This window comes from Streptacidiphilus monticola (assembly GCF_042658505.1).
Taxonomy (GTDB): domain Bacteria; phylum Actinomycetota; class Actinomycetes; order Streptomycetales; family Streptomycetaceae; genus Streptacidiphilus; species Streptacidiphilus monticola.
On record NZ_JBHSQJ010000001.1, the window covers coordinates 29,282 to 41,490 of the forward strand.

9 protein-coding genes are annotated in these 12,209 nt (G+C 71.3%); 6 read left to right on the top strand and 3 right to left on the bottom strand.

Features of this window, described 5'->3' with window-relative positions:
- Positions 1–417: 417 nt before the first annotated feature.
- The 3 genes from ACFP3V_RS00155 (at position 418) to ACFP3V_RS00165 (ending at position 2,288) form a co-directional block, all read left to right on the top strand.
- Positions 418–1,296, top strand: coding sequence for a helix-turn-helix domain-containing protein (locus ACFP3V_RS00155; RefSeq protein WP_380578256.1), 879 nt, complete (start codon positions 418–420; stop codon positions 1,294–1,296).
- Positions 1,293–1,499, top strand: a complete 207-nt coding sequence (locus ACFP3V_RS00160) for a DUF397 domain-containing protein (protein WP_380578258.1) — start codon at positions 1,293–1,295, stop codon at positions 1,497–1,499. The genes ACFP3V_RS00155 and ACFP3V_RS00160 overlap by 4 nt, the downstream gene beginning before the upstream one ends.
- 123 nt (positions 1,500–1,622) lie before the next feature.
- Positions 1,623–2,288 carry an MSMEG_1061 family FMN-dependent PPOX-type flavoprotein gene (locus tag ACFP3V_RS00165; RefSeq protein WP_380578260.1) on the top strand — a complete coding sequence of 222 codons (666 nt, stop codon included), beginning with the start codon at positions 1,623–1,625 and terminating at the stop codon, positions 2,286–2,288.
- A gap of 112 nt (positions 2,289–2,400) precedes the next feature.
- Here the strand turns inward: ACFP3V_RS00165 and ACFP3V_RS00170 are convergent, their stop codons facing one another.
- Complete coding sequence (locus ACFP3V_RS00170) at positions 2,401–5,040, bottom strand: bifunctional FO biosynthesis protein CofGH (RefSeq protein ID WP_380578262.1); 2,640 nt, start codon at positions 5,038–5,040, stop codon at positions 2,401–2,403.
- 189 nt (positions 5,041–5,229) lie between these two features.
- Here ACFP3V_RS00170 and ACFP3V_RS00175 point away from each other — a divergent pair, with 189 nt between their 5' ends.
- Entirely contained in the window at positions 5,230–6,408 is a 1,179-nt protein-coding gene (locus ACFP3V_RS00175) for a LolA family protein (RefSeq protein ID WP_380578265.1), read from the top strand.
- A 280-nt stretch (positions 6,409–6,688) separates the two neighbouring features.
- Positions 6,689–7,990, top strand: coding sequence for an ABC transporter substrate-binding protein (locus tag ACFP3V_RS00180; RefSeq protein WP_380578267.1), 1,302 nt, complete (start codon positions 6,689–6,691; stop codon positions 7,988–7,990).
- Between the two features lie 30 nt (positions 7,991–8,020).
- On the opposite strand, the gene rarD is transcribed toward ACFP3V_RS00180, so the two are convergent.
- Both rarD and ACFP3V_RS00190 read right to left on the bottom strand, forming a co-directional pair.
- The gene (gene rarD, locus ACFP3V_RS00185) at positions 8,021–8,953 is read right to left on the bottom strand and encodes an EamA family transporter RarD (RefSeq protein WP_380578270.1); all 933 of its coding nucleotides are present in this window, start codon (positions 8,951–8,953) and stop codon (positions 8,021–8,023) included.
- A gap of 66 nt (positions 8,954–9,019) precedes the next feature.
- Positions 9,020–11,005, bottom strand: a complete 1,986-nt coding sequence (locus ACFP3V_RS00190; RefSeq protein ID WP_380578272.1) for an APC family permease — start codon at positions 11,003–11,005, stop codon at positions 9,020–9,022.
- 125 nt (positions 11,006–11,130) lie between these two features.
- On the opposite strand from ACFP3V_RS00190, the gene ACFP3V_RS00195 reads away from it, so the two are divergent.
- The gene (locus ACFP3V_RS00195; RefSeq protein WP_380578274.1) at positions 11,131–12,093 is read left to right on the top strand and encodes a winged helix-turn-helix transcriptional regulator; all 963 of its coding nucleotides are present in this window, start codon (positions 11,131–11,133) and stop codon (positions 12,091–12,093) included.
- Positions 12,094–12,209 lie beyond the last annotated feature (116 nt).

Genomic DNA, 12,209 nt, shown 5'->3' on the forward strand with positions numbered 1-12,209 from the left:
ACATCCGGTACGAGGACGCTCCGCCGCCCTGGAGCCGACCGCGCCTGACGACGCGGCTCATGGGGCGAAGGGTCCCTGACGCGGCACGAGCTGACGCGACATCAGCGCCCAGGGGCGCGGCGAACCACGCGAGCGACACACCCCATCCGGGAAGGTCCGACCCCCGTCGATCCGGGACGGACCCTTCGGGTGGGGTGTTGCTCGCGCGGTTCGCCGCGCCCCTGCACCGCTTTCGCCTGCGAAAAGGTGATCGAGTATGGGACGGTTGGCGGAAGACGGTCACGCCTGACGGGTGGCAGTCCCACGGGAGGGATGGCGAATCGTTCCGCCTCCGGGCCAGTTAGTCAAGTTCCGCCCGGTTGGGATCACATGACGGCGTGTCCGAGTGGCATTCTGCTGACCGCAAGGACATACCGAATGAATCCCGGAGGACCGGTGTCCACCGCCAGCGTCAACCCCACCGTCCGGCGACGCCGGCTCGGCGCCGAACTACGCAAGCTGCGCGAGCAGAAGGGCCTCACGGCCGAGGAGGTCGCGCAGCAGCTGCTGGTCTCCCAGTCGAAGATCAGCCGACTGGAGAACGGCCGCCGCAGCATCAGCCAGCGCGACGTGCGTGACCTGTGCACGGTGTACGGGGTCACCGACGAGGGCATGGTCGAGGGCCTGATGGCGATGGCCCGGGAGTCGCGGCAGCGGGGTTGGTGGCACGCCTTCGGCGATCTGCCGTACAGCGTGTACATCGGCTTGGAGGCCGAGGCATCCCGGATGCTGACTTACGAGTCGCTGCTGATCCCGGGTCTGCTGCAGACCCGGGACTACGCGGCGGCCTCCGTCGCCGGGATCGAGCCGGACCGGGACGCGGAGGCCGTGGCCCGCCGGGTCGACGTCCGGATGCGGCGGCAGGAGCGGATAGACGGCGACAAGCCGCTGGATCTCTGGGTGGTCATGGACGAGGCGGCGCTCACCCGCGTCGTCGGCAACAAGGAGATCATGCGGGAGCAGCTGGAACACCTGCTTGAACTCTCCGAACGGCCGCACGTGAACATCCAGGTGCTGCCCTTCGAGGCGGGCGCGCATCCCGGCATGACCGGCACATTTTCCATCATCGAGTTCCCCGAGTCGGCGGACACGGCGGTCGTTTACCTCGAAGGGGTGACGAGCGATCTCTACCTCGAGAAGGAGGCCGAAGTCCGTCGCTATACCGGGCTGTACACACATCTCCAGGCATCAGCGCTGAGCACGGCCGAGAGCCGGGCTCGGATCCGGGAGAAGACCAAGAAGGAGTTCAGCTCATGAAGCACACCGACACCGCGGCTCTGGCCTGGCGCAAGAGCAGCTACAGCGGCGCGAACGGCAACTGCGTCGAGGTCGCGGTCCCCGGACCCGAGGCGATCGCCGTACGCGACTCCAAGGACCCGCAGGGCCCCGCGCTGTCCTTCTCGGCGGACGCCTGGGCCGCCTTCGTCGCCGCGGTGAACGCCGGCGAGATCCACGCCTGAAGCAGGCCCGCTCGTCCAGGGGGAACTGACAGGACGTCAACGCCCGTGCGGGTTCGCGGAGTCGGCGGTCCCACGCCGGAATTCGGCCGCGACCCGTGCGGGCTCTCCTCTACCCTCAGCGGCATGAGCACTCCGCCGACGCCGCTGACCAGCCTCTTCGACGCTCTCGCCGCCGACGCGATACGCGACCCGGCCACCCTGCGGGAGCACTACGCCGCCCCGAGCGAGGCGGCGGTCCGCAAGCAGCTCGACCGGCTCACCGAGCAGACCAGGCGACTGGTCGGCTGCGCCTCCCTGGTCCTGGTGGCCACCTCGGACTCCGCCGGACGCTGCGACGTCTCCCCGCGTGGCGGCCCGGCCGGCTTCGTCTCCGTCCTCGACGAGCGGACGCTCGCGATCCCGGACGCCACGGGCAACAAGCGGCTCGACACGGTCCACAACATCCTGGAGAACGGCCGCGCCGGACTCCTCTTCATCGTTCCGGGCCGGACCACGACGCTGCGCGTCAACGGCCGCGCGTGCGTGACGGCGAAACCGGAACTGCTGCGCGGGCTGACCGCGGTGGGCAAGCCCCCGGTGACCGCGCTCGTGGTGGAGATCGAGGAGGTGTACCCGCACTGCCCCAAGTCCCTGATGCGGAGCGGGGCCTGGCAGCCGGAGCGGTGGCTCGCGGCGGACGCCCAGCCGAGCTCCGCGGAGGTGACCCTGGCCCAACTGAACCTGCCGGGTCTGACGTTGGCGGACGTCCTCCAGGCGGAGGAGGAGAGCCTGAAGCACCGCTACGAGTGACTTGCGGCCCTTCAGGGGCGCGAGGTTCCCCCACCCTCCCCCCAGCCTTCGGCCGGGCGGCGGGAGGCGCCCCCGCCGCGAGTGACACACCGCCCGGGGAGGTCGGGCCCGATCAAGGGGTCGAACCTCCCGGGGTGATGGGCTGGTCGCGCAGTTCCTCGCGCCCCTGAGGGGGGCCCGCAAGGGGCAGGAGCTGGGGCAGGTGGCCGTCGGAGGCCAGGGCGGCGGCGCGGCGTTCGGGGGGCACTGCGGCGTAGAGCGTGGTGCGTTGGGCCGCCGGGCGGCCCGCCGCCGAGGCGATCGCCTCGAGGTCGCGGATGGAGCGGTAGCTCCCGTACGCGCTGCCCGCCATGCGGGAGATGGTCTCCTCCATGAGCGTGCCGCCGAGGTCGTTCGCCCCCGAGCGCAGCATCTCCGCCGCGCCCTCCGGGCCGAGCTTGACCCAGCTGGTCTGGATGTTGGGGATCCGCCCGTGCAGCAGCAGCCGCGCCATCGCCGTCACCGCGCGGTTGTCCCGCATGGTGGGGCCGGGGCGGGAGATGCCCGCGAGGTACACCGGGGCGTTGGTGTGCACGAAGGGCAGGGTGACGAACTCCGTGAAGCCGCCGGTGCGTTCCTGGATGTCCGCGAGCAGCCGCAGGTGTCCCAGCCAGTGCCGGGGCTGGTCCACGTGGCCGTACATCATCGTCGAGGACGAGCGGATGCCCAGCTCGTGCGCCGTCGTGACGACGTCCACCCAGGTCGCCGCCGGCAGCTTGCCCTTGGTGAGGATCCAGCGGACCTCGTCGTCGAGGATCTCCGCCGCCGTGCCCGGGATGCTGTCGAGTCCGGCCTCCTTCGCCTGCTGCAGCCAGTCCCTGACGGACAGCCCGGTCCGCGAGGCGCCGTTGACGACCTCCATCGGCGAGAAGGCGTGCACGTGGATCCCCGGGACCCTCCGCTTCACCTCCCGGGCGATGTCGAAGTAGGCCGTGCCGGGCAGGTCGGGGTGGATGCCGCCCTGCATGCAGACCTCGGTGGCGCCCACCTGCCAGGCCTGTTCGGCCCGGTCGGCCACCTGCTCCAGCGACAGGGTGTAGGCGTCGGCGTCGGTGCGCCGCTGGGCGAAGGCGCAGAAGCGGCAGCCGGTGTAGCAGACGTTGGTGAAGTTGATGTTCCGGGTGACGCAGTAGGTGACCGTCTCCCCCACCGTGTCCCGCCGCACGGCGTCGGCGATCGCGCACAGCGCGTCGAGGGCGGGGCCGTCCGCCTCGAAGAGGGCGAGGGCTTGAGCGTCCGTCAGTTTCCGCGGGTCGTCCGCGGCCACGGACAGCGCGTCCCTGAGCTCCCCCTCCAGCCGTTCCACCGGGGCCGTCCGCGCGGCCTCGGCAGCCTCGGCGAGGGCGCCCCAGTCGCCGTAGACGTCCTCGAAGTCGGCGCGCCGGTCGCCGGTCCGGCCGACCGTGTCGATCTCGCGGTGCAGTTCGGTGCGGCCGCTCGGGTGGAACACCTCCTCGGGCTCCTGCCAGGGGAGGCCGACCGGGCGGGCGTCCTCGCGGGCCAAGCCGGTCTCCGGGTCGGCCAGGGCGCGGACGTGGGGCAGCAGCCGGGGGTCGAGCCAGGGCTCGCCCTGGCGGACGTACTCCGGGTAGACCGTCAGCCGCTCGCGGAGGGCGAACCCGGCGGCCGCGGTGCGCGCGGAGAGTCGCTCGATCTCTGGCCAGGGCCGCTCCGGGTTGACGTGGTCCGGGGTCAGCGGGGAGACGCCGCCCCAGTCGTCGATGCCCGCGTCCACGATCAGCCGGTACTGCCCGTCCACGAGGTTCGGCGGAGCCTGGATCCGGGCGGAGGGGCCGAGCACGACGCGGGCGACGGCGATGGCGGCGGCCAGCTCCTCCAGGTCCGCGTCCGGCACGGCGCGCATCGCGGTGTCCGGCTTCGCCCGGAAGTTCTGGACGATGACCTCCTGCAGCCCGTGGTACTGCCGGGCCACCCGGCGCAGGGCGAACAGCGCGTCGGCGCGTTCCTCGTAGGTCTCGCCGATGCCGATGAGGACGCCGCTGGTGAACGGGACGGAGGAGCGGCCGGCGTCCTCCAGCACCCGGAGCCGGACCGCCGGCTCCTTGTCCGGGGAGCCGTGGTGGGGGCCGCCTGGCTCCGACCACAGGCGTACGGCGGTGGTCTCCAGCATCATCCCCATGGAGGGGGCCACCGGCTTGAGCCGCTGGAAGTCGGTCCAGGAGAGGACTCCGGGGTTGAGGTGGGGCAGCAGCCCGGTCTCCTCCAGGACCCGCACCGACATGGCGCGGACGTAGGCGAGGGTGTCGTCGTAGCCGTGCGCGTCCAGCCAGGCACGGGCCTCCGGCCAGCGGTCCTCCGGACGGTCCCCGAGCGTGAACAGGGCCTCCTTGCAGCCCAGGGCGGCGCCCTGGCGGGCGATCTCCAGCACCTCGTCAGGGGAGAGGAACATGCCCTGCCCCGCGGCCCGCAGCCTGCCCGGCACGGTGACGAAGGTGCAGTAGTGGCAGCGGTCCCGGCACAGCCGGGTGAGCGGGACGAACACCTTCTTCGAGTAGGTGATCACCCCCGGCCGCCCGGCGGCCTCCAGGCCGGCGTCGCGCAGCCGTGCGGCCACCGCGCAGAGCCGGCCCAGGTCACCGCCTCTGGCCTGCAGCAGCACCGCCGCCTCGGCGAGGTCCAGGGCCGCCCCGGTCTCGGCCCGGTGCAGGGCCCGGCGCATGGCGGTGGCGGTGGGCTGCGGCTGCTTGCTCATGCAACGAACCCTAACCGCAGCCACCGGCGCAGACCCTGACAACCCCTCAGGGTTCGTGTGCTCCGTGAGGTGTACCCGTAGTTGCACCGTGCGGCCGACGCGGGAAGACGTCTGTACGACGTTCAATGGAACAGTCAGAGGAGTCGCGCAAGCGGCGTTGCAGGAAGAAGCAGGGCCGGGAGGGACCACATGTCGAACACCACCGAGACGCCGACGCCGGACACCGGACGCAAGGTCCGGCGCCGCCGGATACTGACGGCCGCGGGCGCCGTGGTCGTGATCGGCGGCCTGGCCGCGGGCGTCCCCGCGCTGGCCGCCGGTCCCGATCTGCCGTCGCTGACGGCGCAGCAGCTGCTGGAGAAGGCGCTCCAGTCGGACGTGCAGACGTTCTCCGGCACCGTGAAGACCAGCGTCGACCTCGGCCTCCCGTCGCAGGCGCTGAGCGCGCTGCCTTCCGCCGCCGCCAGCGCCGCCAAGCGCGGCGGCAGCCAGGCGGACCAGCAGGGCGCGGCCCAGGCGCAGCAGGCGCTGCTGGCGCTGCTGACGGGTCCGCAGTCGGTGTCGGTGGCCGTGGACGGGCACGAGCGTCAGCGGGTCAGCACGACGGTCTCCGGCGACACCGTCGACCTGATCCACAACGGCACCCAGGCCTGGGCCTACGACAGCAAGCAGAACAGCGTGCTGCACCTGACCGGGCTCAGGACCGGGCAGCAGAGCGACGCGCAGAAGCAGCTGACCACGCCGCAGCAGGCGGCGGCCCAGGTGCTCAAGCAGCTGGGCCAGTACTCCGACGTCTCGGTGTCGGGGACCTCGAAGGTGGCCGGCCGCTCGGTCTACGAGCTGATCGTCCGTCCCAAGGGGAACGGCTCGACCATCGGCGACGTGCGCATCGGCATCGACAGCGGCACCGGGATGCCGCTGGAGGTGAAGGTCAACCCCGCGGACGGCAGCGACCCGATCGCGGACGTCCGCTTCAGCAGCATCTCCTTCTCGGCGCCGGCGCCGGGCACCTTCGACTACACCGCCCCGGCGGGCGCGAAGGTGACGACGCGTCAGGCCCCGGCGGACAAGCCCGGCACCGACCGCAGGCCCGGCGCCGCTAAGAAGGTCCCCGGCCCCACGCTGAAGCAGCAGAACGACACCACGGTGCTCGGCAGCGGCTGGACGACGGTGGTGAAGTGGGCGCCGCAGTCGGGCGCGGCGGGCAAGAACGACACGAGCGCGCTGTCGCTGGTGAAGTCCTTCGGCAAGGCGGTCCCCGGCGGCACCCTGGTCTCCACCAAGGTCGTCAATGTGCTGGTGACCGACCAGGGCACGGTCTACGCGGGCGCGGTCACCCCGGCGTTCCTGGAGAACCTGGCGAAGTAGCCGGGCCTGCCGCCAACCGACGTTCCGGGCGGCGGAGTTGCACCCCTGAGTGGGGTGTCAGCTCCGCCGCCCGGCGCCGTCTCGCGGGCCTGTCTCGCCTGGTGGCAAGGCACTTGACGTGCCGCCGATGCGACTGTCAGATGTGGCTCCAACACATTGCGCGTGACACGGGTTGCCCCTGTGCCGGATTGGGCGCGGCGCCGGGGCGCGGCCTGCTGCTGCCCTCGTGCGGGGGGCGGCGGAGCGCAACGCCGTACGGGGTCGACAGGAGTATCCATCCATGACACTGAGCCGCCGCGCCTTCCTCGCCGCCTCCGGGGCGGCCGCAGCGGGGGGCGCGGGCCTGCTTCTCTCCGGCTGCGACAGTTCCGGTGGGAACCAGCCGAAACCGTCCACCCTGGAGGTCTTCTCCTGGTGGACCGCCGGCGGCGAGAAGGACGCGCTGGACTCCCTGGTCAACGAATTCCACCTGACGCACCCGGAGATCGCCTTCGACAACGCCGCGGTGGCCGGCGGCGCCGGAGCGGCCGCCAAGGCCGAGCTCGCCAAGCGGATGAAGGAGGGCAACCCGCCGGACACCTTCCAGGCGCAGGCGGGCGCGATGCTCGCCGACTACGTCGACGCGGACCAGCTGGAGGACCTCGGCTTCCTCTACGAGAGCCAGGGCTGGGAGAAGGTGTTCCACCCCACCGTGCTCCAGCTGATCAAGCGCAACGGCCGCTACTACTCGGTGCCGGTGGACATCCACCACATCAACGTCCTCTGGTCCAACGTCGCGGTCTGCAACCGCTACAGGGCCGACCTGGAGCCCGCCGACCCCGCCGCGTTCATCGCCTCGCTCAAGCGGGTGCGCCAGGGCAACCAGGTGACGCCGCTGGCCATCGGCCTGACGCCGGATCAGAACTGGCAGGTCAAGCACCTGATGGAGACCCTGCTGGTGGCCCACCTGCAGGCCGACGACTGGGCCGCGCTGTGGCGTCCGGGCAACGGCTGGGAGGACAGCCGGGTGACCGACGCCCTGCACGACCTGAGCCAGATCCTGGACCTGGTCCCGGCCGGTTCCGCGTACACCTGGGACGAGGCCTGCGCCCTGGTGGCCCAGGGCAAGGCGGCCTACCAGGTGATGGGCGACTGGACCGAGGCCAAGTTCACCGTCGACTTCCAGCTGCAGCCGAAGCGCCAGTACCACTGGGCGGCGACGCCGGGCACCAAGGGCCTGTTCGTCTTCGCCTCGGACTGCTTCACCCTCCCCAAGGGGGCCAAGCACCGGGACGCCACGGTGGACTGGCTGACCGAGTGCGGCAGCCAGCGCGGCCAGGACTCCTTCACCACGGTCAAGGGCGCGATCCCGCCCCGCGCGAAGTTCGACGCCGACGAGGTGACCCTGTTCGACACCTACTCCCGATGGTCGATGCAGGAGTGGGGGAAGGACCGGGTGGTCGGCTCGCTCACCCACGGCGTCGTCGCCTCGGCCGCGTGGAACTCCGCCATCGACGCCGCGATCACCGCCTTCGTCGCCGGCCAGGACGTCGCCCAGCTGCAGGGCGCGCTGGCCAAGGCGGCCAAAGCGCACGCGAAGTAACGATTCGTCAGGAAGCCTCCGGGGAGGCCGTCAGGGCGCGGCCTCCTCGGCGGGCACCGCCGCCACCGCCATGGCGGGTCCAGAAACGGGCACGGCGCGGCGGGACTGGCGCAGCCCGTCCAGGGTCAGCAGCACCAGGGCCGCCCACACCAGGGCGAAGCCGATCCAGCGCGCCGCCGGCATCCGCTCGTGGAAGACCGCCACGCCGAGCAGGAACTGGAAGACCGGAGCCAGGTACTGCAGCAGGCCCATCGTCGTCAGCGGCACCCGGACCGCGGCGGCGCCGAAGGCCACCAGCGGCACGGCGGTGACCGGACCGCACAGGGCCAGCAGCAGCCCGTGCCCGGTGCCGTGCCCGGTGAAGGTGCCCCCGCCGGTCGCCAGCAGGTAGACCACCGCGGGCAGCGCCAGGAACAGGGTCTCGACCGCGAAGCCCTCCAGACCGCCGAGTCCGACCTGCTTCTTGATCAGCCCGTAGACGGCGAAGCTGAAGGCCAGCGTGAGGGCGATCCACGGCAGCCGCCCGTAGCCGACGGCCAGCACCACCACGGCCGCCAGGCCGACGCCCACGGCGGCCCACTGCGGGCGGCGCAGCCGCTCGCCCAGCAGCAGCACGCCGAAGGCGATGGTGACCAGCGGGTTGATGAAGTACCCGAGCGAGGTCTCCACGACATGGCCGGAGTTGACGCCCCAGATGTAGACGCCCCAGTTCACCGAGACGACCGCGGCGGCGCCGCCGCAGAGCAGCAGCCGCCGCGGTTCGCGCAGCAGTTCCCGCGCCCAGCCCCAGCCGATGCGTCCGGCCGTCAGCAGCAGCAGCGCGGCGGGCAGTGACCAGGCCATCCGGTTGGCCAGGATCTCCACCGGCTTGGCGGGTTCCAGCAGCGGCCAGTACAGCGGGAAGAAGCCCCACATCGCGTACGCGGCCACTCCGTAGGCAAGTCCCTCACGCTGCTGCTTCATGCCCTGGAAGGTACCGACCGCAGCCCGTCGCTGTCATGCCCCATATCGCACTACGGTCATGATGGCTCAGCCGTCGATCTTCTCCAGCCGCAGCCCGGCCGCCTCGGCCTCCTCGAGTTCCTCGCCGGCCTCCACGACGTCGAACGGCACGATCGTCGCCACCACGTTCGGCAGCCGGCCGACCGCGCGGGCGATGGTGTCCGCGGTGCGGCGGTGCAGCAGCCGGCCGAGGACCGGGGAGTAGTTGCGCTCCGGGATCAGCAGCGTGATCTGCGAGGGGTCGTTCTCGCCCGTCCGGGCGATCAGCTCCAGCAGCGAGCGGACGATGCGCCGGTCCGGGCAGGCGACGATCTCCAGCGGCAGGTCGACCACCTCCGTGCGCTCCCACTGGCGGCGCAGCCGGTCCGCCTCCGCCTCGTCGATCATGAAGTGGACGGCGCGGATCTCGGCCGGGCGCAGCGAGCGGGCGTAGCCGATGGCCTTGAGCACGGCCAGGTCGACCCGGTCCACCAGGATGTACATGATCTGGCGGCGGTAGCGCGGCCGGGTCGCCGAGACGGGCGCGGTGGCCAGGGCCGCGGCCTCCTCGCGGTAGCGCTGGTTGACCTTGATCAGCGACCAGACGCCGATCGGGAAGACCACGACGACGACCCAGGCGCCCTCGGTGAACTTGGTGACCGCGAAGATCAGCGCGACGAGCAGGGAGACCGCGGCGGCGGCCGCGTTGATGGCGATCTTCAGCCCGCGCTTCGGCTCGCGGCGCACCCAGTGATGCTTCGTCAGACCGGCACCGGCCATGGTGAACCCGGTGAAGACGCCGATGGCGTAGAGGCCGACCAGGGCGTTCAGGCTGCCGTCGGTGGCGATCAGCAGCAGCAGCGAGATCACGGTCAGCACGACGATGCCGCTGGAGAAGGCGAGCCGGTGGCCGCGCTTGGTCAACTGCCGGGGCAGGAAGGAGTCCTCGGCGACGAAGCTGGCGAGGAAGGGGAAGCCGTTGAAGGAGGTGTTGGCCCCGGTGTAGAGGATCAGCGCGGTCGACAGCTGCACGAAGACCAGCCCGGCGGTGCCGAACCAGCTGCTGCCGAAGGCCCAACTGGCCTCCTGCGAGACCACGGTGGGGGTGCCGCCGGTGAAGGGCATGGCGTGGGTGATGTGCGCCAGCAGGGAGACGCCGAGCACGCCGGTGCCGAGGATGCAGGACATCGTCACCATGGTCCGGCGGGCGTTCGGGCCCTGCGGGTTGCGGAAGGCGCTGACGCCGTTGGAGATGGCCTCCAGACCGGTCAGCGAGGAGCCGCCGTTGGCGAAGGCACGCAGCAGGATCAGCACGGTGGCGCCGTAGAAGAAGCCGTCGGTGTGCGTGCCCAGGTGCACCATGCCCGGCTGGTGCGGGTCGATCTGGGTGTGGTCGCCGGCCAGGAAGCGGACCAGGCCGACGACGATCAGCAGGCCCATGGCGCCCATGAACAGGTAGGCGGGCAGGGCGAAGGCCCGCCCGGCCTCGCGGATGCCGCGCAGGTTGCCCCAGCAGAGGAGGAGCACGACGGCCACGGTGAGCCACAGCTTGTTGGCGTCGAGCAGGCTGAAGTCCTGCTTGCTCCAGAGCAGATGGACCAGCGACACCAACGCGTCCGTCCCGGCGGCCGCCTGGACGGCGACCGTGACGATGTAGTCGATCAGCAGCGCGACGGCCGCGATCTGCGCCACCCGCGGCCCGAAGTTCTCCCGCGCCACGACGTAGGAGCCCCCGGCCCGGGTGTAGGCCATGACGACCTCCCGGTAGGAGAGGGTCAGCAGCACGAGGACACAGAGGATGGCCAGCGTGAGCGGGATGAGCGCGGTGAACGCGGCGAGGCCGATGAAGGGGACCAGCACCACGAGCATCTGCTCGGATCCGTACGCCATGGAGGAGATGCAGTCGGAGGCGAGCACGCCCAGGGCGATCGGGTTGGAGAGCTTCTCGTGGCTCAACTGCTCGGTGACGAGGGGCTTTCCGAGGAGACGTTTCTTCATCCGGTAGCCGAGGCTCTCCGGAAGGATGGTGGGCATGACGGGGGTCCGATCGGGGCGAGGTGGTAAGCCAGCTCATGGATACCGCCACGCCTTACGGCAATTCGGACTTGTCACACAAACCGGGCGCGATCTTAGCGCGTCCCTAACGGCCGGGAGCATGGGTGAAGGAGACGTTGAGCCGCGAGGCGGAGGAGGCGTACCTGGCCGTCTGCGCACGGGGCGGACGGCTCCCACCCGAGGAGGCCGACCCGGAGCTGCCGCACCTGCGCGAGCTGATCGCCTACGGCTTGCTGACCCACGCGAGCGGCGCCTTCGACGACCCTCGGGCACTGATCGCCGTCGATCCCAGACACGCCCAGATCCGGTGGGGCGACGCTCTCTATCGGCAGGCGCTGGACGCTCTCTCCGCGGCCGAACGGGTGTCCCGGACGGCCGAGCGGCTGGCAGGGGCCTTCCAGAAGTTCAGCCTGCCAGGGCTGCAGGGCGCCGAGGGGGTGGAGCTGCTGCGTGACCCGGCTCAGATCAACGCGCAGGTGAGTCGGCTGCTGGCCAGTTGCACACGGCAGGCACTGTTGGCCCAGCCGGGGGGTGCGCGTCCGCGCGACGGCCTGGAAGCGGCCCTCGCTCAGGACACCGAGGTCATCAAGCGCGGCGTGGACTGGCGGACCCTCTACCAGACTCCCGCCCGCCATGACCCGGGCACCCGGGCATACATCAACGCGATCACGGCCGCGGGGGCCCAGGTCCGCACCACGGACCACCTCTGGAGTCGCACCTTCGTCATCGACAACACCGCCCTCCTGGCGGTACCCGCCGACACATCCGGAGCCGTCCCCTCGGCGGCTCTGGTGACGTCATGGCCGGTCGTCACCTATGTGCGCAACCTCTTCCTGCACACATGGGACCTGGCTGAGCCGATGGACCGGCCCTCCGGCCGCGAGATCACGGACGGCACCCGGCGGGCCATCGTCACCCTCCTCCGGGAGGGGCTGGAGCAGGGGCAGATCGCGCGGCGGCTCGGGATCACCAGCCGGACCTGCAACGCGCACATCTCCGCGCTCAAGAAGGAGTACGGCGTGAGCACCCTCTTCCAGCTGGGGGCCGCGCTCGCCGCCGCTCACTGAGCTTCGTCTGTCGGAAGCTTCGCCAAGACGAAGGCCGGGCCCCTTGCCTCAGAGGCAAGGGGCAGGAAACGTAGGGGTCATCGACGGCATATGCCCGGCCGCGGTGACCAGCGACC